The organism is Robertkochia solimangrovi, assembly GCF_007279655.1.
GTDB lineage: Bacteria > Bacteroidota > Bacteroidia > Flavobacteriales > Flavobacteriaceae > Robertkochia > Robertkochia solimangrovi.
Genome location: NZ_QKWN01000010.1, coordinates 38,115 through 60,567, shown reverse-complemented (window position 1 = coordinate 60,567; position 22,453 = coordinate 38,115). Strand labels below are relative to the sequence as shown.

30 protein-coding genes are annotated in these 22,453 nt (G+C 33.0%); 4 read left to right on the top strand and 26 right to left on the bottom strand.

Features of this window, described 5'->3' with window-relative positions; genetic code table 11:
* Positions 1-138: 138 nt before the first annotated feature.
* The 6 genes from DMZ48_RS14185 to DMZ48_RS14160 form a co-directional block, all read right to left on the bottom strand.
* A complete protein-coding gene (locus tag DMZ48_RS14185) occupies positions 139-609 on the bottom strand; it encodes a hypothetical protein (protein ID WP_143955820.1) in 471 nt (156 codons plus the stop codon).
* 117 nt (positions 610-726) lie between these two features.
* Entirely contained in the window at positions 727-1,455 is a 729-nt protein-coding gene (locus DMZ48_RS14180; protein WP_143955819.1) for a hypothetical protein, read from the bottom strand.
* 159 nt (positions 1,456-1,614) lie between these two features.
* Entirely contained in the window at positions 1,615-2,268 is a 654-nt protein-coding gene (locus tag DMZ48_RS14175; RefSeq protein WP_143955818.1) for a hypothetical protein, read from the bottom strand.
* A 164-nt stretch (positions 2,269-2,432) separates the two neighbouring features.
* Positions 2,433-3,026 (bottom strand): acyl carrier protein, encoded by a 594-nt coding sequence (locus tag DMZ48_RS18865; RefSeq protein WP_143955817.1) that lies wholly within the window; start codon positions 3,024-3,026, stop codon positions 2,433-2,435.
* A 174-nt stretch (positions 3,027-3,200) separates the two neighbouring features.
* The gene (locus DMZ48_RS14165; RefSeq protein WP_143955816.1) at positions 3,201-4,019 is read right to left on the bottom strand and encodes a hypothetical protein; all 819 of its coding nucleotides are present in this window, start codon (positions 4,017-4,019) and stop codon (positions 3,201-3,203) included.
* Positions 4,020-4,794: 775 nt separating this feature from the next.
* A complete protein-coding gene (locus DMZ48_RS14160; protein ID WP_143955815.1) occupies positions 4,795-5,175 on the bottom strand; it encodes a hypothetical protein in 381 nt (126 codons plus the stop codon).
* Positions 5,176-5,371: 196 nt separating this feature from the next.
* Between DMZ48_RS14160 and DMZ48_RS18650 the strand changes: the two genes are divergently transcribed.
* Positions 5,372-5,509, top strand: coding sequence for a hypothetical protein (locus DMZ48_RS18650; RefSeq protein ID WP_162558729.1), 138 nt, complete (start codon positions 5,372-5,374; stop codon positions 5,507-5,509).
* 311 nt (positions 5,510-5,820) lie between these two features.
* On the opposite strand, the gene DMZ48_RS14155 is transcribed toward DMZ48_RS18650, so the two are convergent.
* From DMZ48_RS14155 to DMZ48_RS14125, 7 genes are all read right to left on the bottom strand, one after another.
* Positions 5,821-6,261 carry a hypothetical protein gene (locus tag DMZ48_RS14155; RefSeq protein WP_143955814.1) on the bottom strand — a complete coding sequence of 147 codons (441 nt, stop codon included), beginning with the start codon at positions 6,259-6,261 and terminating at the stop codon, positions 5,821-5,823.
* A 166-nt stretch (positions 6,262-6,427) separates the two neighbouring features.
* Entirely contained in the window at positions 6,428-7,042 is a 615-nt protein-coding gene (locus DMZ48_RS14150) for a hypothetical protein (protein ID WP_143955813.1), read from the bottom strand.
* A 130-nt stretch (positions 7,043-7,172) separates the two neighbouring features.
* Complete coding sequence (locus DMZ48_RS14145; RefSeq protein WP_143955812.1) at positions 7,173-7,769, bottom strand: hypothetical protein; 597 nt, start codon at positions 7,767-7,769, stop codon at positions 7,173-7,175.
* Positions 7,770-7,926: 157 nt separating this feature from the next.
* A complete protein-coding gene (locus DMZ48_RS14140) occupies positions 7,927-8,337 on the bottom strand; it encodes a hypothetical protein (RefSeq protein WP_143955811.1) in 411 nt (136 codons plus the stop codon).
* Positions 8,338-8,494: 157 nt separating this feature from the next.
* On the bottom strand, positions 8,495-9,778 hold the full coding sequence (locus DMZ48_RS14135; RefSeq protein WP_143955810.1) for an erythromycin esterase family protein: 1,284 nt from the start codon (positions 9,776-9,778) through the stop codon (positions 8,495-8,497).
* A gap of 321 nt (positions 9,779-10,099) precedes the next feature.
* On the bottom strand, positions 10,100-10,675 hold the full coding sequence (locus tag DMZ48_RS14130; protein ID WP_162558728.1) for a hypothetical protein: 576 nt from the start codon (positions 10,673-10,675) through the stop codon (positions 10,100-10,102).
* Between the two features lie 152 nt (positions 10,676-10,827).
* A complete protein-coding gene (locus DMZ48_RS14125; RefSeq protein ID WP_143955808.1) occupies positions 10,828-11,514 on the bottom strand; it encodes a hypothetical protein in 687 nt (228 codons plus the stop codon).
* Between the two features lie 191 nt (positions 11,515-11,705).
* Between DMZ48_RS14125 and DMZ48_RS14120 the strand changes: the two genes are divergently transcribed.
* Entirely contained in the window at positions 11,706-12,005 is a 300-nt protein-coding gene (locus tag DMZ48_RS14120; protein WP_199288001.1) for a hypothetical protein, read from the top strand.
* A gap of 181 nt (positions 12,006-12,186) precedes the next feature.
* On the opposite strand, the gene DMZ48_RS14115 is transcribed toward DMZ48_RS14120, so the two are convergent.
* Both DMZ48_RS14115 and DMZ48_RS14110 read right to left on the bottom strand, forming a co-directional pair.
* Positions 12,187-12,651: a hypothetical protein gene (locus DMZ48_RS14115; protein WP_143955807.1), complete on the bottom strand. Its 465-nt coding sequence runs from the start codon at positions 12,649-12,651 to the stop codon at positions 12,187-12,189.
* A 173-nt stretch (positions 12,652-12,824) separates the two neighbouring features.
* On the bottom strand, positions 12,825-13,445 hold the full coding sequence (locus DMZ48_RS14110) for a hypothetical protein (RefSeq protein ID WP_143955806.1): 621 nt from the start codon (positions 13,443-13,445) through the stop codon (positions 12,825-12,827).
* Between the two features lie 193 nt (positions 13,446-13,638).
* Here DMZ48_RS14110 and DMZ48_RS14105 point away from each other — a divergent pair, with 193 nt between their 5' ends.
* Entirely contained in the window at positions 13,639-13,938 is a 300-nt protein-coding gene (locus tag DMZ48_RS14105) for a hypothetical protein (protein ID WP_199287999.1), read from the top strand.
* A 162-nt stretch (positions 13,939-14,100) separates the two neighbouring features.
* Here DMZ48_RS14105 and DMZ48_RS14100 read toward each other — a convergent pair whose 3' ends face one another.
* Together DMZ48_RS14100 and DMZ48_RS14095 are read right to left on the bottom strand one after the other, a co-directional pair.
* Positions 14,101-14,466, bottom strand: a complete 366-nt coding sequence (locus tag DMZ48_RS14100) for a hypothetical protein (protein ID WP_143955805.1) — start codon at positions 14,464-14,466, stop codon at positions 14,101-14,103.
* Positions 14,467-14,884: 418 nt separating this feature from the next.
* A complete protein-coding gene (locus tag DMZ48_RS14095) occupies positions 14,885-15,343 on the bottom strand; it encodes a hypothetical protein (protein ID WP_143955804.1) in 459 nt (152 codons plus the stop codon).
* A gap of 187 nt (positions 15,344-15,530) precedes the next feature.
* Between DMZ48_RS14095 and DMZ48_RS14090 the strand changes: the two genes are divergently transcribed.
* Positions 15,531-16,586 (top strand): IS110 family RNA-guided transposase, encoded by a 1,056-nt coding sequence (locus DMZ48_RS14090; RefSeq protein ID WP_143955803.1) that lies wholly within the window; start codon positions 15,531-15,533, stop codon positions 16,584-16,586.
* A 293-nt stretch (positions 16,587-16,879) separates the two neighbouring features.
* Here the strand turns inward: DMZ48_RS14090 and DMZ48_RS14085 are convergent, their stop codons facing one another.
* The 9 genes from DMZ48_RS14085 to DMZ48_RS14050 all read right to left on the bottom strand — a co-directional run bounded on the left by DMZ48_RS14085 (position 16,880) and on the right by DMZ48_RS14050 (position 22,407).
* Positions 16,880-17,431 carry a hypothetical protein gene (locus DMZ48_RS14085; protein ID WP_143955802.1) on the bottom strand — a complete coding sequence of 184 codons (552 nt, stop codon included), beginning with the start codon at positions 17,429-17,431 and terminating at the stop codon, positions 16,880-16,882.
* A 361-nt stretch (positions 17,432-17,792) separates the two neighbouring features.
* The gene (locus DMZ48_RS14080) at positions 17,793-18,422 is read right to left on the bottom strand and encodes a hypothetical protein (protein ID WP_143955801.1); all 630 of its coding nucleotides are present in this window, start codon (positions 18,420-18,422) and stop codon (positions 17,793-17,795) included.
* 27 nt (positions 18,423-18,449) lie between these two features.
* Positions 18,450-19,067, bottom strand: a complete 618-nt coding sequence (locus DMZ48_RS14075; RefSeq protein ID WP_143955800.1) for a hypothetical protein — start codon at positions 19,065-19,067, stop codon at positions 18,450-18,452.
* Between the two features lie 166 nt (positions 19,068-19,233).
* Entirely contained in the window at positions 19,234-19,377 is a 144-nt protein-coding gene (locus tag DMZ48_RS18645) for a hypothetical protein (RefSeq protein ID WP_162558727.1), read from the bottom strand.
* Between the two features lie 4 nt (positions 19,378-19,381).
* Positions 19,382-19,630: a DUF4844 domain-containing protein gene (locus DMZ48_RS14070; protein ID WP_242009216.1), complete on the bottom strand. Its 249-nt coding sequence runs from the start codon at positions 19,628-19,630 to the stop codon at positions 19,382-19,384.
* A gap of 44 nt (positions 19,631-19,674) precedes the next feature.
* A complete protein-coding gene (locus tag DMZ48_RS14065; RefSeq protein WP_143955799.1) occupies positions 19,675-20,217 on the bottom strand; it encodes a hypothetical protein in 543 nt (180 codons plus the stop codon).
* A gap of 162 nt (positions 20,218-20,379) precedes the next feature.
* On the bottom strand, positions 20,380-20,793 hold the full coding sequence (locus DMZ48_RS14060) for a hypothetical protein (protein ID WP_143955798.1): 414 nt from the start codon (positions 20,791-20,793) through the stop codon (positions 20,380-20,382).
* An 832-nt stretch (positions 20,794-21,625) separates the two neighbouring features.
* Positions 21,626-22,033: a hypothetical protein gene (locus tag DMZ48_RS14055; RefSeq protein ID WP_143955797.1), complete on the bottom strand. Its 408-nt coding sequence runs from the start codon at positions 22,031-22,033 to the stop codon at positions 21,626-21,628.
* Complete coding sequence (locus DMZ48_RS14050; protein WP_143955796.1) at positions 22,030-22,407, bottom strand: hypothetical protein; 378 nt, start codon at positions 22,405-22,407, stop codon at positions 22,030-22,032. Before DMZ48_RS14050 ends, DMZ48_RS14055 begins: the two co-directional genes overlap by 4 nt.
* Positions 22,408-22,453: the final 46 nt, after the last annotated feature.

The following is a 22,453-nucleotide window of genomic DNA, read 5'->3' as shown; positions in this document are numbered from 1 at the left end:
AGTTATATAGTATTGATTTAAAGATGAATCAAAGCTTCATCCATAAATCAACACGCTTAAAAACAAAATGATGAAGTAGTTGAAAATTTAAATATTAACTTTGGAGAAAGTGACTAATGCTTTTCATAGGAGCCGTTGTTACCTGCTGGCTTTTTTTACTTTAATTCCGACAGTGTGAATGTCAATCGTTTCAAAAAAGTCAATTACATATCTGTCATCCACACGAAATATTTGATTTCCGTTCTGTTCTACCTTTAATTCAACAAGATTTTCTTTCAACATCAGAGCCTCGTTTGGATTCGTCAAAGTAAAATTCAAATCGTGTCCAATCCAAAGTGCTTGTCCGCTTTTCAATTCACACCTAATGATTTTATTTTTCGAATCAGCTTTAAGTTCAGTTTTGTATTCGTATGCTTTTTTTATTTCACGAGTTTGAAAATCCGAGTCAAATTCCACAATCATTGGGTCAGTCACGAAGATTTTTCCATTTGGTCCAGATTCGTACGTCACTATAATCGGCTTATCAGTTGAATTAAAAATATAGAAATCCGTGTTGTAGGAACAACTCGTTAGAGTTAATAACAATATAAGTCCAATTAATTTTCGCATTTCTGTTTTCAGCTTGCAGGTAAAGGTCCTTGCTATGGCAAGTATGGGGTTTTAAAACCGAATCTTTGTCCACCAGACCGAATGTTATTTAGTTTAAATATTTTCATTTTTTAGCAGTCAACCCGCATTTGCTGTAGCCGATGTTACTTGCTGGCTTTTATTTTTTTCTTTCGTCAGGTTTGACAAAGTCAGAAGTCCACCAACGAATAAAATAGCACCTCCAACAAATGGGAATCCTGCTCCAAACAGGTCAGCCATATTTGACGAGAATAAAAACGGAAGGCAAAATAACATTCCAAATACTCCTGCGAAAACTGTTGCCATTGCAACTAATTGAGTCAATCGTTTCATATCTATTAGGTTTATTTTTTGTCTTATTGGCTGAGCCAATTCATTTCTTAATTCTCTAATTGGTCTGTTTGCAAAGTCATTAATTGTCCAGTTTGAGATTGGGACAGTTTGCCGTCCTTTTTCAAAATCCGAATAAAAAGTCGTCCATAAGTCAGGAAGTAAAATAGCTCCAAAAAAGAAAATTGTAAATGATGGAATTGAATAATTGCCATTTCCAATCATAAAGGCTTGCATCCGAATTTCATCTTCTGCTGTCATTTTGTAGTCAAGTAAAAGGTGTTTTAAATCGTGACTTTCATAATTGGGCACAAGAGTCAATTTGTGGTCGTCTAAGCAATTGGCAATTTCCTTTCCTAATGTTCCGTTTTCGAGTTTTCTTAAGTCATCAACTTGTTTATGGTACCTGTCCATTTTATTGAAATACTCAATTGTCAAAACAGATGTGTCAAATGAGATCTTAATTATACCTCTAGATATTTTTTGTATTATGTTCATTCGGTTCGTTTTTCAGCTTGCAAGTAACGGTTGGGCTATGATTTCGGCGTGGAATTGTCCGCAGGACTATTTCGCAGAGAAATCAGTTTAAATATAGGTTTTACTTTTGGTTTTTGCACTGTCGCCACGATGAATTATAGCCTTAGTTATTACCACCAGTTATTTTATTCCGATAATTTTTTCAATAGGTTCGTTAATATAATCAAATTCAATTTTTTTCATTCGGTGGATTGGACTGTCATATCCAACAATATTGTTACCACTAAATGACTTTAAATCCAAAACTCGAAATTTCTTTTTGTATTTAGTCAGCGTTTGGTTTTTCAAGTCCACAATTCCGATTCTTTGAAATGTTCCGCCAAAAAATGAGCTGTCCCAAATCGGTATTGCAACTTTTTGTCCGTTTCGTGTCCAAATTGCTGGTCCACCGCAATTTTCGTAAATCAGAATTTCTTTATTGTCATTAAGTCTGACTTTACATTTTCCAATCAATGGCGCACCCATTCCAACTTCTTTAAGATTGGAATATTCCAACGTAGCTTTATTTTCATCTTCTTGTCCGTTTGAGTTTTCATTCGGAAAATCCCAAGCATTTGGATATTCCAGAGAGTCCATTGAGAATCCAACTATTCTGCCAATGGAAAGTTCGTCAAATTTTAATGCTTGAAGTATTATTCGAGCTTTGTATTTGTCTGTTTTTTTCGCTTTGTCAAATTCATCCATTAAACCACTTTCCCAAAGACGTTCATTTCCAGTCCTTCCTTCAATTCCGACAACGTTATTCGCTTTTTCGTAAATTTCTTTCGTGGTCATTTCTCTAATTGGTGGCAACGCCTGGTGTATGAGCCGTTGCCATTGCAGTTTGTGAACTGCGCTAACTTTTGGCTCGATTAATATTCACTGACTAATGTAGGAAAATTTTTAAATAGGAGAGAGGTACCGGCAATGGCTTATACAGCTTGTTGTAAAACGTTTTTTTAGTCAATTCCTAAATCATTTGTTATTGAGTGTTTTAATTCAATTTCGCTTATTGGAATTCCCATATTTTCGCTTATAATTCCTGAAATTATTCTCTCAACCTCATATTTGTTGGTAATCTTTTGAATATCAATCATCTTTTTAAAATTGAGTGATATAATCCAATCAATTAATTGTTTTATTGTTCCTTTTGTTACCGGTGTTTGTCTTTTAATTGTACGAATACCTAAAAACGTTACGTAAGAATCCAAGTTTGGATTAAAGTCAAGAACAGCTAATTCAGGTAATTTAAATTTGAGTTCTGCCCCTAAACGATTCCAATTTGTTTTTAATTCTGATTGAGTCAGTAAATCAGATAATTTCGTGTTAGGTTTTATTTCTTGTTTGGATAACTCCAAGTTTTCGAAAGCTTTACTAATTCGGTAAAAAATAATTTGGGTTAAGCATTTTTCAGTTGAATGAATTGAAATCATTTTATAAACTGTATCCGCAAAATCCTGAACAGTATAAATTTTTTCGCAATCAGCATCAGGAATTCTAATTCCAAATTTTTTCTCAACTGACATTACTAATTCTACAGAATCTAATCCCATTTGCGGTTCGTTTTAAATGTTTTACAACGCTCCGGTGTATGATTCGTTGCCATAACAGTTCGTGAACTGCACTAACTTTTGGCTCGATTAGAATTCACTGATCAATGTAAGAAAATATTTTATTAGGTGTTATGGCCTGGCAATGTTGCATACAGCTTGTTGCCTGTAGTTTTTTTATTTCCACCATTGTTTTTTTAGTCTGAGTTTACCTATCCTGTATTCATATTCTGAACCATCTCCAAATGTTTCCCATCCATTTTTTATATACTTTAAATTGACCATCATTTCGCCATCTCCACAGTCAAAGTCAAATGTGAATGGCAGCCGATAATCACCCCAAATGCATTTTTTCCTTTTTCCGGAATTATAACTTTCCCATATGCCTACATAAGTACGGTTGTAATAGCCGTCCGCAATTGCAAAACTTTCGTCAAGCTTGATTTCTTTTGTCTCATGGTCAATCACGATAGAACATTCAAATGTTCCTTTGAATATGCCCACATGATTTTGAGTGCTGTCTTCAAAGAATTCATACTCTGCAAAAAGTGTTGCTTGTCCTGGAAAATCATAATTTTCGGTAATCTCATACACCTTGAGAACTTTTAAAGAGCCTTTAAAGTCACAGATGTTTCCTGTAACATTTGATTTACCGCTTATTATAAATTCTAATTCACCTTCTTTTTGTTTGGTGTCAGAAATATGGAATCTAATTCTTTTGTAATCTAACCCTATGATTCCATTTTGTTGAAATTCACCTGTGTTAAATAATGAGTCTGTATCAAAGTTATACCTGACTAATTGTTCAGTTTTATCCGTAGCTATTTTTGATAGCCATTCTGTTTGAAGTCTTAAATACTCTGCACTAAAATTAGCTTGCTTAGAATCAAAGTTCTCACAAAGGTGTCCATTGTAGTATGGATCAGAATGAGCTTCGTGATTTTTCGGGAGACTACACCATTGTGCATCACAATATTTGGATTCTTGAGCAAACATATTTGCAGAAGTTAGAATCATTAATATGGCTAGTATTCTTGTCAACTTTTTAATTTCAGGTAACGGGAGTCTGCGCAATAACTAAATTTAACTCTCTGAGATTCCCGTATTTGATTTTTTTTTCAGATACCCCTCCAAATATTCTAGTATTCAAAATATGTTTTTGCGCAGTCTGACGGTTTGTGTATGAAACGTAGCGTAAAAAAAGACGCTAACTTTTCGGATTAACACAGAGCCGAATTTTTATGTTTTGTTTTTAATTTTTCTTTTCTAAAAGCCAAATTTAAAAATTTGGCGGTCTCTGTAAATAGGCATAGACCTATTGTCAAGCACTTACTAGCTATGTTTTATGCACTGTGTTGTACACCGTTTTTTATTCAATTAATTCACCTTTTGGAAATTTAAAAATCCAAACTCCTATTACTATTGTTAAGGAATAAATTAATACCCAAATTGTTTGTTCCGACCATCGTGTTATAAATCCATTATCTACTATGTAAAATGTAATCCAAACTGACAAAAAAGAATAAAAGGACAAGATTATTTTCTCTTTTAAATCCGAAAATTTGTTCTTTAAACGCTGTTTAATTAATCCAAAAATTACCATTGCTGGTATAGATGAAATTAAACCTACTAGTATCATAACAAATACAATTTCGTAAGAACTCAATATACTATTGAAACTAGAGTTATTTAAAATAACACCCAAAATTAAGGCTAACAAAAGCGGTGAAATTATTACGGTAAACAACCAAACCTTGATAGTATATATCATTTACTTTATATGTCCAATTTTTTCAACATATTCCTTATGATTTTTAAATCCGTTTTTCTCTGGGTTTTCCAAGTCAATCATTTCATCGATACCAGAGTCATAAATTTGCCACTTGTATTTTTTAGCCAATTTAATCAAGGCGTAAATTCCATTTTCCCCATATAAGGATAACATAAAATTACTCGAATACTCACTATCGGAAAAAAAGTCAATCGTAAATTCAGTCCCGACTATTTCTCGATGGTTTTCGTTTTTGTTTATTCGGTCAAATGAGGTTTCCAAAATTCCACTAAAATCAGTCGGTTCCAATTGATTTTCATCCAATTCGGTAACCGAATTAATTTTCTGTTTTGAATTAAAAAGTACAATGTCCCAACTCATTTTCTTGGTTTTCTTAAATGGTGTACAACGGTCTTGTATAAGAATATGGCGGTTTTATGACCACAATTTTTTCAGTTTAGACCAATGATTGTTTTTATTACTTTTCTTTTTATTGGTAGAAAATACGCCATTATTTTTATCATCTATGTAAAAGCAGTTTGTCGAGTATCTTTAAAGTTCACTAAAACTTATAGAGATGGAAACACTACAAACTGCTAGTGCCAAGTTATTCATTGGATTTGACATACACAAACGAAGCTGGAAAGTTCATTGCAGTACAGATCTGTTTGCCGGTAAATCCTTTAGCATGCCTCCGGATGCGTTGCAATTATGAACTTTTGTTCATAAACATTTTCCTGATCATGAAGTGAGTACCGCTTATGAAGCCGGATGTTGTGGTTATTCAGCACACCGCAGTTTTATTTCGTTTGGATGGAATTCCCTGGTTGTAAATCCGGCAGATATCCATCACAAAGGCAAAGCGCGGTTTACCTAATGGAATCACATATAGGATGCTGAGCAAGTTATATAGTATTGATTTAAAGATGAATCAGAGCTTCATACATAGATCAACACGCTTAAAAACAAAATGATGAAGTAGTTGATAATTAAAATATTGACTTTGGAGAAAGCGACTAATGCTTTTCATAGGACACCGTGCTGTGCACTGTTTTTTTCTAAGTATTCCATAGCGTCACGGACATTTAAGTCCAATTCGTCAGCAGCTCGCCCGGTTCTCTCCTCAGCGAATGCCTTTTCCCCAATTCCGTCCAATGCTACTAGAAGTTGGAAAAGAGTGTTTTTATTTCCTTTTTTTAATTCCATTCCCAACCAGTTTACAAAGTCCTCTTTAAGTTTAGGATTGCCAATTTTGTACAGACACCAATAAGCACTTATCCTTTCCGATTCGGTTTTATAAAGTCCAGCGTTTAGTCCATCAACAATTAGCGTTTCCAGTTCAGAAGTATTACGGTTTTTAAATTCCGATTCCGCAATTATTTTCAGTTCATATTCCGAATGAGAAACTCCGTTCGCTTTTTCGATAACGTAAGCCGCTTCTTCAAATTGATTTTCTGTAAGTTTCATAAATCAACGGATTTTACTGGCAAGTTTTAATAGTGCACAATGATTTGTGTAAGGATAGTTGTGTGTGTGAGCAACTAACTTACTTAAATGGAACGAACCAGAGGAAAATCTGCAGGATTTTTCGAGTAGACTAGAACCAAGCAATTATTTTTACACGTTGTTGCCATTAGTTTTTTATTTCATTTAATAGTTTTTCCGTTTTTTCAATCGGATAATATGTGTTAATTAACTGTACAAATAAATTGAAATTCCCAATTTCCCTTAAGTCATAAAAATCAGATACTTTATTATTTTCGTCAATGATTTTTTTCATAGTCAACTTTGTTGCAATGCCAACAGTTGAGCTTAATATCCGTGATTCTAAATTTCTCAAATCGTTATAATTTACAAAGTTGGAATGCAATTTCTCAAATTTATCTGAACGATACCATTTCTTTAAATTATTCCAATTATTCTCGTTAATTAGTAATCCATGATATTCTTTGGTTACTGGAATTTCATGGATTATTAAATCAGTTCTTTGTCCAATATATTTTGTAGCATATTTACCTCTTGTACCAGGAAAATTTACACTTCTTATTGGTCCCAAAGAAATTCCAGATTCCGTTATGTTTTTTAAATCGTAATCAGTTTTTTCTTCATTATCAATTCGGTTGAATGTATAAATAATTCTACCGTCAAATTCTGAAAAATCGGTAAAGTCATAAATTTCTGCAAATCCAAACCCGAAATTGTGATCAAGTTTGAATCTATAAATTTTTCCTGAATTTTCTTTAATCACGGTCTTTTTTGAAATTAATGCAATGGTTTGGCTATGATTTCAGCGTGGAATCGTCCGCAGGACTATTTCGCAGAGAAATCAGCTTAAATATATGCTTTACTTTAGGTTTTTACACTATCGCCACGCTGAATTATAGCCGTCGTTGTGTGCTGGCGTTTTCAATCAGTTTATATTTTTCCTTTCCTTTGTCGGTAAATAGTATTGTTAAATGGTCAGCCCAATAATAATTATCTTTTTGGTTTTCTTTAATCTCCAGTGCTGAAATCCATATTTTTTCATTTTCGAATTCGATTTGCCAAGTTTGGGGAAGTTTGATTGGTGTCTTCTTTCCTTTTGGCGCAAATTCATTGTTCACTATTTGTAATTCTTGACTAAAACTTTTGTCCCAAAGGACAACTATTTCGGTTAATGTTTTATCCATCAACTTTTTCCAGTTTGGATTGTCTGTCAATGAAATTATTTTAATTCCGTCTCTTTTCTTTAATTCGGTTAGCTTTTCAAATCCGATACCGTAACAATGAAATTCGTTGTCCCATTTGATTTGAATAAGTTTGTTATTGTCCAAACGGAATATTACATTCATATCCACAGAGTGAATCTCAGTCGAATGTACCCAATATTCTGAATCTTCTTCGTAGTTCAATTCCTCATAAAAGACTTCAACTATTTTTCGTCCGATAAAAGTCGATTTGATTCTGTCGTAATATTTTAATTCTTTATCGGTCATCTTTTTCTCCGCTTGCTCACAACGTTTTGCATATGGCTGGTGGCGGTTTCGAAGCACTTTCCTGTCCACCGAGACCAAAGCTGGCTACGGAGCGAAAACCTTGCTGACATCCGTTTATCCGCCATAAGCTATAGGATGCGTTGTTGGTGTTGCGTTTTTATTCCTTTTCCCAATTCTCTATTTGTTCGTAGTTGATTTTATATTCAAGCGTTTTTCCTGATGCCAAATACTCTTTTTCAAATATTATCAGTTCATTTTCAAATTTCAGAGGCTTTATAAATCCTTTTTTTGCTTTTGAGATTTTGGCAAACTTTCTTGTTTTCAAGTCAATTATTGTCAAAGCCGTAATCGGTCCTTTTTGGTAGTCAGTTGTCAGCCACTCTTGTAGTGCCAAATACTTTGATTCAGGATGCCATTTAAATTCAAATCCAAAAATTCTATTCTTAATCATCTCCCCGTCCAACTTCACTTTAAAATAAGTCGGTCCGAATCTGATTTCTCCTTCAAATATGAAGTCAAATCCGTGAACTTTCCCTGGTGATTTATATGCTCCTATTTTCTCGTCCATTTTTTAATGCACCACAACGGTCTCGGTTATCTTCAGTTGGCGGAGTAGGGGACACGGATTTGTTGGCTTAGTATTGGTTTGTTGTTCAAGTTAATTATTTTCTTTCTAACGGTGCCGCTTATTGATGAAGAATCGTTGTTGTACACCGTTTTATTACTTAATTTAAATTGTAATCTGGCACGGAAATATTTTTTACAAAAATTAATGCATCATATGTGTCTGCATATACTTTATTAATTAAAATTCTATGCAAGGGTTTTGGCTTATATCCTCCACCACCAATTAGCAAATGCTTCGACTTTTCGTTGAAGAATTCTAAATTATTGTCGAATTCAATAAAATAAATGTCCTTGTTCACTAGCATTAACGTTTCTGCATAAGTTTTTCTAATCGGCTTTTCTATATCGTATGTTTTCCAATAATTCCCTTTCTTTTTATCAGTGACTAAACCGTTTATTTTTCCAATTCCAAAATCGAATCCTACTGAGTAATAATCGTCACCATAATAATCCTTTAAATTACGGCCCAGGTTTATAATGTAACTACCTGTACTGTACATTTCATTTTTGTTGATGTGTTCATTATGAGCCCAAATAAATACTTTCCCATTTGTAGATAAATTTTCTACGATATATTTTACATTTTCGAACATTTTTAGATCTCTGAATTCTGTGCTTTTAGGATATTCTTCTTTCACGAGAGAAGCATATTCTGTATAACTTACTAAGTAATCTATGCTTCTTAGTACATTTTTAAATTCCTCCCTTTCTACGTTCGAATTAATTATTTGTTTTTTTAGTTCTTTTAATTTTGGAAGTTGAATTTGCCACCAAGTTTCTTTTTTATCATATTCTATTTCCTTATTTGCAGAACTATCAGCAACTGCTAAAAGTTTTTCGTCTATTGAAATTTTAGTGCTATCAACAAACTCCCGTATCTCTTGATTTAGTCTTTTACCTATTTGAACATCCATTCCATAAAACTTAATTTGCTGTTCATGGGATTTGTCTTTATTATATTCTCTCATCCATTGTAGAAGAGTTACAATTTCTTTTGTATACCAAAATCCAGTATTAAAGTTTTTGGCAATAGTTTCTATATCTCCCTTACCTCCACTTATCCATTCATTTATTCCAGATTCAGCTTGGTAAGATTCTTCCATTACAAAAGTTTTAACACCTTGAGTTTTTACCAAATATTTAAAAAACTTGGCTTTGAGATTAAAAAATTCTTTGGTGTTGTGGGAGGCCTCTCCAAAACCATAAATCTTGGCTTTGGAAAATTTATCAGGTGTGTTTTGCTCAAAAATCTTTAATACAGAATCTGGATTTGCATCTTCAATTTCTATAGAATTGTTTGTTATCCAATCAATTGTTTCTTGATTTTGAGAATATGAAAATAACGTTGAAATGAATATGAATGTTGAAAATATTGTTTTCATCAAAATGCTAGTATAAAATGGTATACAACGCTCTGGTGTATGAGCCGTTGCCCTTGCACTTCGTGAACTGCAATAACTTTTGGCTCGATTTATAATTACCGACTAATGTAAGAAAATTTTTAAATAGGAGAGAGGAACCGTAAATGGCTTATACAGCTTGTTGTAAACAGTTTTTTTATGCAATCCATCGTCCTTCATATTTCACCATTTACCATTTATTTTTTCTAAATAGAAAATACCACCACTTCCACAAAGTCCACCGCAAACATAAGTTCTTAGGGGAGCTTACACGAAGACTTAGTTATTGCCCACAGTTTTTATTTAACTTATCCATTCAAATTCCGTTTTTTCAATAGTCCATTTTCCATTTTTAAACTGATAAATTCGTGTTTCTCCACCACCAGATTTTCTTCCTGAAATTGAACCAATTACTATAAATGCCTTGTCGAAGGTTTCATTAAAAATTGGTTTACTTATGGATAAATAACCATTTTCACAATTTGAATCTAACCAAGGCCAAAATGAATTATTTCCATTTTCAGCATCACTTGCAAATTTTTTGAATTCTAATTCCGATATAATGTTTCTTCCAAAAGCCAATTTTTCTGTAATTTGAAAATTACGAAATAATTCTAATTGCTTTTTTAAATGTGTTTCTTGCTTAATGTCTAATTCCATTTTTATGAAATTGTCAAAGTCAGGTGTAATAATTGTATAAAGAAATTTAGTTTTTTCACTAATACAACTCGAATCCAAAAAATGGTCAGTGGAATCATTAATTATTTGTGTAAAAAGTTCATTTGTTTTTTCCTTATCCAAATTCTCGGAAATATTTTCTCTACATCCAAAATGTAGTATAAAAATCAGAATTAAAATGTGGCCTAAATGTTTTTTCAAATTGTTGGCAATGGTTCGTATAACCGTCAGTTATTGGTTTGGTTTACTTTGTTTTTCGGTTTAGCACTGGCATTTGCAATTCCGAGTGGATTAGGATGTAGTCGAATCCGCTGTAATTGCGGTTGTACATTGTTGCCAAATGTTTTTGTTTTTCATCCATAAATCATCAATGCTGGTTCTCCTAGTGAAACATCAAAAATTGGTTTATACCAATCAACATTTGTTTCAGTCGTTACTTTTTTATCTTTTAAATTATAGTCAAGAAAGTATTGATTTTCTTTTGTCTGAGTTTTACCGTAATAAAACCAAGTCAATTGAATTCTGTCAGCATTTATTATTTTAAGAAATGTAGAAGCTTCAAAAATATGTTTTGGATTGTAAATTTCGAGCTTTTCACCTTCATTAAAATTCAAAGTCAATCGCTTTAATTGCTCGTCATATTCAGCAGATTCTATTTCGTGGTAGTTATCATAAGGCTTACCAAACCAGTCTCCGAATATTCTGAATGTTCCGCCCTTGAACAAATTGTCGTTGTTCTCTACAATTCGAACAAATTCTTCTGGGAATCTCCTCTTTGTTTCACTGTCTTTTGTCGGTTCAAGATTGTCAAGGTCAGGAGAAGCGTGAACTGCTGTCATAAATTCGATTGGACCTACAATTTGTACTCTCTTAAATATTTTTAGTCCTAGCCAAATTGATAGAACTCCCAAGAGTCCAAGTATTATTATTCCTATCGTATTCGGAAGAGAAGCATAAATTGCAATTCCTATAATTGTCGCTCCTGCTAATGGTGCAAGTCCGAATATGAATCCTGATATTATATTAATTACTTGTCTCAAGTGTCTTTTTAAATGTTTGGCAACGGTTTGGCTATGAGTAGGCGGGCTTTAAAACCTACTTTCCTATCAGCCGTGACCATAGTTTTTTGAAAGTATTATTGTTTCGTTTAGCACTATCCGCCCGCTTGCTTATAGCATCTATGTAAAAGCAGCTTGTCGAGTATCTTTAAAGTTCACTAAAACTTATAGAGATGGAAACACAACAAACTGCTAGTGCCAAGTTATTCATTGGAATCGACATACACAAACGAAGCTGGAAAGTACAGTGCAGTACAGATCTTTATGCCGGTAAATCTTTTAGCATGCCTCCGGATCCGTTGCAATTAAGAACTTTTGTTCATAAACATTTTCCTGATCATGAAGTGAGTACCGCTTATGAAGCCGGATGTTGTGGTTATTCAGCACACCGAAGTTTTATTTCGTTTGGATGGAATTCCCTGGTTGTAAATCCGGCAGATATCCATCGCAAAGGCAAAGAGCGGTTTACCTAATGGAATCACAAATAGGATGCTCAGCAAGTTATATAGTATTGATTTAAAGATGAATCAAAGCTTCCTCCATAAATCAACACGCTTAAAAAAAGATGATGAAGTAGTTGAAAATTTAAATATTAACTTTGGAGAAAGCGACTAATACTTTTCATAGGATACGGTGTTGTAAGTTGGCTTTTTTTCATCGACATCTTATTAAAATTCCACCTTGAGGGAAATTAAATTCCGCTATGTATTTTTCGTCAGTCAAACATCCATATCGTTTTCTAAATTTCCGTTCCCTAAAATCATAAACTCTTAAAATTAGATAGCTTTTTTCAAAATGATGTTTTTGCATTTCAATTCCGAAATTTACGCTGTGGTGATACTTTTCCTTAAGAGCATAGTAGTCAAAAGTCAGAGTTATTTTTTTAGTCGATTCAGCTTTTATTTTTTCCCAATCTTCTTTTTGAAGTCTTAATTCTCCAGGATGATATCCGACAAGATTTCTGCTTTTCGTTCCGTCCGCATTTTCGTAATTCAGATATACTCCTGCGATTTCTCCAACAACTAATCTTTCGTTTACTTCAATTACCATATTCAGATTTTGTCCATATCCGTTTATTGTAATTAAAAAAAGTACTATAAAAGTCAGTTTAAATTTCATTCAAAGTTCGGTTTTTAGCTTGCTTACAACGCACCGTGTATGAGCCGTTGCCATTGCAGTTCGTGAACTGCGCTAACTTTTGGCTCGATTAATATTCACTGACTAATGTAAGAAAATTTTTAAATAAGAGAGAGGAACCGGCAATGGCTTATACAGCTTGTTGTAGTGCGTATTTAATAAATTATTTTCTCAGTTTCTTTTGTTAATTCTATAATTCCATTTTCAGTCAATTTACCTTTTTGGTATATGACTTTAATCTTTTCAGTACCTGTGATTGCATTGTAGTTGTCATCACAATCATATGTTTTTGTAGTGTCAGCCACGTATATCTGATTTTTTATGTCAATTGTCATCGATTCCACACACTCGTAACAGGCTTCAAAACCACAATAACCAATAAAAATTTCTTTAGAGTCAATTTTTTCTCCGTTTAATTTATAAGTATTTAGAATTGGAACAAAACATTCGGCTTCGCTAAGTGTAATTGTCGTAATATAATTTCCTTTCGATGGGATTATACCGTAAATATGTTCAAATTCGACATTTTCAGAATATTCGGAGCTTAAATTAATATCTAATTTTGGTAAGTCAAGAATTTCATCTGCGCAAGCATTAATTTTAATAGGAAGACTTTTGGTCGGAAATTGGTCAAGAAACGCCTGAAATTGGTCATTAACTTTAGGAATTTTAGAAATAGGTTCTTGATATTTCGTTGTCAGACTTTTTTCAGTTTTACTTTCAGTTTTACAACTTGAAATTAGAACTATCGATATTAGGAATAATATTCTTTTCATCGGTTTTTTTAAATGCACTACAACGGTCTTGGCTATGGTTTCGTTGCGGAAAACGTCCGCAGGACTTTTCCGCCAAACTTAAAGATAGTATAGTTGCCCAAATAAACTGTGAGGAATACCGTAGCAATGAATTATAGCATCTATATAAAAGTAGCTTGTCGAGTATCCTGAAAGTTCACTAAAACTTATAGAGATGGAAACACAACAAACTGCTAGTGCCAAGTTATTCATTGGTATCGACATACACAAACGTAGTTGGAAAGTACATTGTGCTACCGATCTGTTTGCTGGTAAATCCTTTAGTATGCCTCCGGATCCGTTGCAATTACGAACTTTTGTCAAAAAACATTTTCCTGATCATGAAGTTAGTACCGCTTATGAAGCCGGATGTTGTGGTTATTCAACACACCGAAGTTTTATCTCATTCGGATGGAAGTCCCTGGTTGTAAATCCGGCAGATATTCTTCGTAAAGGCAAAGTGCGGTTTACCTAATGGCATCACATATAGGATGCCGAGCAAGTTATATAAGGTGTTGAAGTATTGACAACCAAGCATTATGCTGAAAAGGGTTGCCAACAATTCAACACCCCAAAATCAACATTATGGACTAATAAAAAAATAAAATATTAACTTTAGAGAACTGGACTAGGGCTTTTAATAGGATACATTGTTATCCGACGTTTTTTTTATTCCGATTTTGTTTTCAATCCAATCGTGAAAGTAAATTACTATTCCGATTATGATGTGAAATCCAATTAATATTTGTCCTAACAATTCATCCGAACCTTTGGAACTCAATCCAAATATTCCTGAAACAATGTGATAACCAGCTAATAAAAATAATCCAACATTAGATTTACTACTCAAAACCCATATTATTAAAATAAGTTGAATAGTTAGTCTTCCAATTTGGGAAGGTAGTCTTTCAGTCCCCACCTTGTTATAAACTAAAATAATTAAGATTAATTCAACTATCAAGGTCAGAATTATAGCTGAAATTAATATAGGTCTTTGTTTCATAGTCAAAAGTTCCGTTCTATTTCGTAATTAGCTGTAAAGGCTATGTCATCATTATTGTTATGTACAAAAAGGGAATAGCACTTACCAAAATCCAAATCAGATTATTTTTTAATTCCGATTTATGCTTTGAAATCAAAAATATAGTGTTGATTAATGAACAGAAAACTCCACCATAAAAAAGAAGCAACGAAATCAGACTCCCATATTGATAAATCCAAGTTCCTCGATAGAATTGGATAAAATAATTTAGTAGCATTCCTATCAAACAAATTCCGATAATCAGAATTCCACTTATTTTAGTCCAATTTATGTTTCGAAGTGTAATGTTCAATGTTTTGTCAAATGTTGGGTAACGGTGAGTATATGAAGTGGAACATCCCGCAGGGTGCTATTATTTCATATACATTTTTAGCATCTTTTAATTCTTTATTAGCACTTTTGAGATATTCTTTTGGTCATACCAATGTTGAAAAACCGTTATCGTGTCAATTGGTGATTCATTGGCGTAATAGCGCAGAACACTAGTCAAATATATTTTGTCGGTTGTTAAGCAGTCAATTCGTGAATTTTGAAGTCGGGTTGATACCAGATTTTTATCTTCTATTCGAATCAAATATTGCTCATTGAACCAATTATTGAATCCGTTATCTTTTCTATGCTCATAGAATCTCATCTTTTGACCTTTTACTTTGATTTCAATAGTGTCAATTATCCGTCCTCCAAAAGATTCTTCTCCAAAATCAATGTGACAATATTTTCCAATAAATGAACTATCAAGATTAATCGGCTCGTAATATTTGATATTTGAACCATCTTGTGCCATTAGACACGCAACGAAGAATATTCCAATTACAGTTAATCCTATTATTCTTTTCATTTAATCCTAATTGATGCTGACGGTTTTGTGTATGGTTCGTTACGGAAAATCAGCTATGATTTTCCGCCGTAATCGAAAGATAGCAAATTGCAATGAATTCCGATTAGGAATTCAGCAGCAATGAGCTATAGCATCTATGTAAAAGCAGCTTGTCGGTTATCTTTAAAGTTCACTAAAACTTATAGAGATGGAAACACAACAAACTGCTAGTGCCAAGTTATTCATTGGAATCGACATACACAAACGAAGCTGGAAAGTTCATTGCAGTACAGATCTGTTTGCTGGTAAATCCTTTAGTATGCCTCCGGATCCGTTGCAATTAAGAACTTTTGTCAAAAAACATTTTCCTGATCATGAAGTCAGTACCGCCTATGAGGCCGGATGTTGTGGTTATTCAGCACATCGCAGTTTTATCTCATTCGGATGGAATTCCCTGGTTGTAAATCCGGCAGATATTCATCGCAAAGGCAAAGAGCGGTTTACCAAAACGGATCGCATTGATGCTCAACTTATAAGCCGAGAGCTAAAGGATGGCCGTTTGGAGAGTATTGAGGTACCTGATACACACCGGGAGGCACTGCGGAGTTTATTTCGCCGACGCAATGATTTAGTGAAAGATTTCATACGGATTAAGAGCTATATCAAAATGCAGTTATTGTATTTCGGCATCAAGGTCCCGGAACATTTTGACAACGATCATTGGAGTCATGATTATAGAAAATGGTTGGATGAAATGGTATTTGAGTATCCTATTGCAAAGGCAAGTTTGGAAAGCCGCATGCGCTATTTTCGTTTTGTCGATGAGGATTTACGATTGGTTAGCTGTCAGTTACGGGCCTATTGTCGAAAACATTTTAAAAAGGATTATTACTTATTGAAAAGTATACCGGGAATCGGAGGAATTGTAGCCTGTGGGATACTAAGTGAGCTGGGTGATTTAAGAAGGTTTTCCAGCGTCAAACATTTGGCTGGATATGTAGGCTTGGCTCCAGGAGTTTATCAAAGTGCAGAAACCTACAGAGTGATGGGGATGACCCCACGAGCCCACCGCTTACTGCGATCCTATTTCGTAGAGGCATCCTGGCAGGCCATACGTACCGATCCGGTGATGCAAGCATATTACCGGAAACATTATGGCAAAAATGTGAAGCGTATTATTGTAAAGGTGGCCAGAAAGTTATTAAGCCGAACGCTGGCAGTAATAAAAACAGAAACACCTTATGAGATTGGAGTAATAGAATAAAATCAATAACAAAGCTCACAAAGAAGTATTTAAAACCCATATTACAAAACACCGTGGGTGACGTCTGGAACGATCACATACTTATAGCAAGTAAATGGGTTTATTATAACTTATAATCATACAGATGCCGGTGACACTCAAAAGAGCGATCACATATAGGATGCTGAGCAATTTATATAGTATTGGTTTATGGATGAATCAGAGCTTCATCCATAAATCAACACGCTTAAAAACAAAATGATGAAGTAGTTGAAAATTTAAATATTAACTTTGGAGAAAGCGACTAATGCTTTTCATAGGAGCCGGTGTTGTGCGCTGGTTTTATTTCCGATTTTATTTTTTACAAATTCAGTTATTTTTTTAAAATCTTCTGTTCCGACTTCTTTTTCTCCAAGTATGTAGGATAAATGATAACCAACATTGAGATCCATGAATAAATTATTTTCAACAACTCTAGTTTTCTGAAAAGATTCCCACTTTATTTTTCCTTCAAATCTATAGTCTTTGTATCTAAAATGGTCTTCATTAAATTCCCAAATGCAATTTTCATTAGCTTTTTTTTGTCCGTCAACTTCTGATTCAATTAATTCAGAAAGTTTCTGTTTAGTTTTCTTGTAATGAGAATTATAATTTAGGAAGTTAATTAGGTATTGAAGTCCAATAGCAATAAATAGAAATCCAAGATAATTTTCTCCATAAACGATTAGTCCTCCTAATAAAATCATAGGAATTCCCCAAATCAACTGTTTTTTGTTTTTTTTCAGATTGTCATTCCAAGCAGTATTGAAATTCAAATTCATTTGTTCTTTAAAAATCTGCTCGTCAAAAGGTATTTCAAATTTCATTAATATGTTCAGTTTTCAAACTTGTGCACAATGGTTTTCATATGGCTTGTGGTGGTTTCGAAGCGTTTTCGAGTCCACGGGAACCAAAACTGGCTAAGGAGCGAAAACCTTACCGGTAGCCGTTTACCCGCCATAAGTTATATGCTTTATTGTGGTGTCGTTTTTATTTTATTTCCATTTTTGTCAATATAAAACCATTCGTCAGATTCAATTACAATAACACTCCAACACAAAGCAATCTCCATAGAAAGTCAAAACGTAATCGAATGATACCAGAATCCGGTTCAGTCAATCCCGACAGAAATCGGGATCTTCATGTTTGGCGGTAATGACCACATGAAGACTTAGTTATTACCTGTAGTTATTTTATTTTAAAATTTGTTCTTAATAATTCAATCAGTTCGTTTGAGTCAGTTGTATTTTCATTAAACAACCTTAAAGGTTCTCTGACTTTTGGATATTCATCCACAAATTCAATTCCGTCAATTTCTTTCAGGTCAAACTTATTCATTGATTTAAGAAATGATTCTTGGTGAACTCCCCAAAATTTTATGTATTTGGATTCAGGAACGAAAATTTCAATCAATTCAGAATCCGAGTGAAAAATCATTCCAATATCGATAAACGTATCTGAAATAATTTCAGTCTCATATTTGGCGAGAAATTCGAGAGTTTGATTTTTGTCAGAGTATTTTCCATATTCAGGTTCACAATCTGAATGATTAAAAATCAGTGAAATTTCATCTGGCATTTCATTGCTCAATTCAAGAATTAAACTCCAAAGTCTTGAGTTGTCAATATTAATTTCTGCGTAAAAATTAAATGCTAATTCCTCGTGTTCGGGATTATTGCCTTTTGGTAGAATTTTGAATCCTTCTACAATTTTTGCTGTTTTCCATAATTCCAATCGTTCCTTAACTGAAGAGTTCATAGGAACTTCATCCAATTCTGGTGGACGTAGTGTAATAGGAAGTTCTAAAGTTGGTTTCATATTTACAGGTAACAGCTCGGCCATGAACTATAGCCGATGTTGTAGCACGTTTTTTATTTCTATATTATTTCCGATTTTGTCTTTTAAGAACTCAGTTATTTTTTGATAGTCAGATTCAACTAAGTTCATAAAATTCACATAATATTTCTTTTGACTTTTGTCCGCAATTATTATGTCGGTAGATTTTAATTCAATACTATCAATCTTGTCAATTTCGATGGAGTGTTTATTGTTTCCATTCGCAAAACTCAATTTATCATTTTTGTATTTAATTATTCCAGTCGGCACAAACAGAAATCCTGTTATTAAATATAATATTCCAGTTATTAGTATTGAGTATAATAGGATTTTTTCAGATTCGATTTTTGTCAGACCAAAGTAGCTGGCAACAATTAAAATAGTTCCGAAAATAAAAGGAAAAATTCGGTTATAATCATCGTTGTTTGTTCTTATTCTTAAGATGTTCTTCCTCTTTCCGTTTCTATATTTTAGTCTTTCTATTATATCCCAAATAATGATTGGAATCGAAATCAGAAACACAATATTTTTTAATGGTTTCAAGAACTCAATTCTGTCAATAAATGCCATTAAAAGAACTATTCCAATTATCAGAATGTAGGTTAAATATGGATTCTGTTTCTTCATTTCTCAAATGTGCTACAACGCTCCGGTGTATGAGCCGTTGCCATAGCAGTTCGTGAACTGCATTAACTTTTGGCTCGATTTATATTCACCGACTAATGTAAGAAAATTTTTAAATAGGAGTAACGGCCAGGCAATGGCTTATACAGCTTGTTGGCAACTGGCTTTTTTATTTACTTTCTTTTATTTCTTTATCAATCATCTTCTTTTCAGCTAAACGTTCACCTTTCCAGAAAAATCGCTTTCCTATCTTACGTAAATGTTTTCGCCATTCTGTGTCTGTCGTTAACTGACCCTTCTTTCTAGTAGACATTTTATTAATTCTTTTTTGTCATTTCGTTCAGGTCAAAACTGTACATAAATTTATTCAGTTGTCCATTGGAACTTTCCAGTCCCACAATGTCCATTAATTCTTTAAAGTATGTACAACCTCTTTCTTGGTCTTCGGTGTCTAATTCCATATTAACATAGGCAAACCTTGAAAGTCCGATTTTAATTTTTTCTTGGTATTTTTTGTCAGTTGGATTTTCAGATTCCGCAATATTTTTATAATCAGACGTAAGCAAACAAATAAGCAACTAAATTTGGTAAAACTAAATGTAGCAATTTTTTATATTCCTTGTTGTGCATAGTTTCTTATTTTTTCGGTCAGTTTATTTTGTTGTATTTGTTTTCCGATTGAGTAAGGTATTCTTCCTCCCTCCACTGCAAAACCAATTGTTCTTAAATTGAATAGAATTTTATTATTCATTGGTATGATTATCAATTTCAAACCCTTTTTATAGAATAAACTCGGTAGTAATGTTGAGTAATAGTTTGAATATTTAGTCAATGAAATATTCTGGTCACAAAAATATTTCTCAATTATTTGCCTATTGGATTCTTTATCTAGATTAGTTATTACCGATTTTATTTCTTTCTCTTTATTAAAACTTAGAAATGTCAACAAAATCAACAGTAAGCCTGAGAGCAGTCCAATCCATTTAACTGTCGGATTTAAAGTCGTATTATCAGTAATGAAAGGCAAGTTTGGTATTCCAAATGCAAGAGTTATTAAAACAGCGGGAAAAAATCCAAAATATTTATTTTTATCAAGTTCATCAGATAAAACTTTATTAGAGTCAACTATTTTTTCTATTTGTTTTTCGGTCATCTAATTATGCACAACGCCTAGTGTATGAGCCGTTGCCATAGCAGTTCGTGAACTGTACTAACTTTTGGCTCGATTTATATTCACGGACTAATGTAAGAAAATATTAACTTTGAAGAAAGTGACTAATGCTTTTCATAGGATGCGTTGTTGTACACTGGCTTTTTATTTAGTTATATATTCAAATATTATTTTTGGATTCACAGTTTTCGATTCCGATTCCTGTTTAAAAATCCGCAATTTTTTATCATATCGAATTGTCACTGTATCAAAAGTTTTCCAACTGAAACTTACGTCTTTTGGTTTAATGTTTGGAGCGTCAACAACAAATATAAATTCTTCGTTTGGTTCCTTGTCGTATTTGCAATCGGTTACTGAAATATGAATTGAAGTTCTTGTAACAGCATTTCCGCCAGATTCCGACATTATAATTTTCCGCAAACCTTCGTAATCACATTCAGTTTTTAATTCCGTTTCAACTGGGGCATCGAAAATCTCAAAATTTGCCATAAAAATAAAAAATCCGATTATGGTTATAATTCCGAGTAATAAAATTCCAATTAGTATCTTTTTTATCAATTTTGATTTCGGTTTTTAGCTTGTGTACAACGGTTTGGCTTTGGTTTCGTTGCGGAGAAAAATCAGCGATTTTTCGGAGTAGGAATCGAGCCAAGTTAAAGTTACTATTTTTTGGTTTAGCATTTAGCGAGCAATAAACTATAGCCGGTGTTGTAAAACGTTTTTTTTATTTATTAAATATTTAATTCCACTGACTATTATTACAGTCAGGATTATATCAAAAATCAGATAGTTTAAATTCCATCCATAATTTGGGTTAGGACAGTCAATCATAAATTCCTCGTAATATTTGAATGGAAATCCAATTTCCAGAGATTTATATCCAATAGTTTCATTTATTGGTGAAGTCAGATGATTTATAACTGTCAAAAATGATGTCGAGCAAAAAACTAAAAATGAAAACAAAATCACTTTTAAGCTGTTTTTTAGCATTGTCTTTTTTTTAGATATTGAGTTATGAGCGTTTAAAGAATTTCAGGACTTTTTTATATACATCCCAGACTAAAATCAGAAATGCTAACACAAAAATTGCTATTGCATAAATTTCTTTTCCTAAGAGTTCAACTATGCTATAAGAAAACAAATAAAAGATAATTCCAGTCGGAATGCCAACTAAAAGTACGCTAACCAAAACAGCTAAAATTCCCCTCATTCCTAATTTTAAATAGATTCTTTGGTGTCCGTCAAAATGTTTTACAACGGCTCGTATAACCGTCAGTTACGGGTTAATATGTGTTAATTATCGGTTTTGCATAGACGTTAGCAATTCCGAGTGGATTCGGATGTAGTCGAATCCGCCGTAATTGCGGTTATTCATTGTTAGCACCAGTACTTATTCCGTAATTTTATTATTCAAAGGATTTTCTTTATCTATTTTTTCTAATGCATCTTTAGGTGTTATAAAATCCAAACAGACACTCATAATCACTATTGAAAAAAGAATAACTAAACCACTAATCATAAAATTTTCGTGTCTTTGGTGTATTAAAATAGTAATGAAACAAATTAATGCTAACAAGATTACAATTGCTATTTTTTCATAAGTATCAGAAAAATTAATAGTCCAAACGCAAATATTTAATATCAGAAATATCGCAATTGAAATAAATAATCCAATGTTGTGATTCCTTTTGTTACTTATACTTGGTGTTGCTTTTAAATATTTTCCAATGTCCAAACCTTGATTATCAACAAGGTCTTTTATTTCTTCTGGTGTTCCCTCAATATCTCCAATTCTCATAAATTATCTCTTTGAGGGTGAATTAATTTATCTACATCTTTTTTAGCTTGTTCCAAATCCCATTGCTTTTCATCATTATCTTTAATTAATATAATTCGACCTTCCTCCATTATTACATTAGTTCCAGAAAATTTAAATCCAGCAAGATTTCCACCAAATGCGTGTTGATTTATTCTTTTTAATGAGTCCGTTATAGATTTCTCATTTTTTCGGAATTCATCTTTTACGGGCGAAGTTTTTTGAAATTTCAATTCTACAATTGCACCATCATCAGCAGGATAACTTACTGTTCTGAAGTTTATATCTTTTCGAAGATATGGTGATAAAAATCTCCGAAAATTATTTAGATATAATTGAATTTTATCTTTGTTCATTGCTTTTTCGTATTGGTGCTAACGGCTCGTATAACTGTCAGTTACG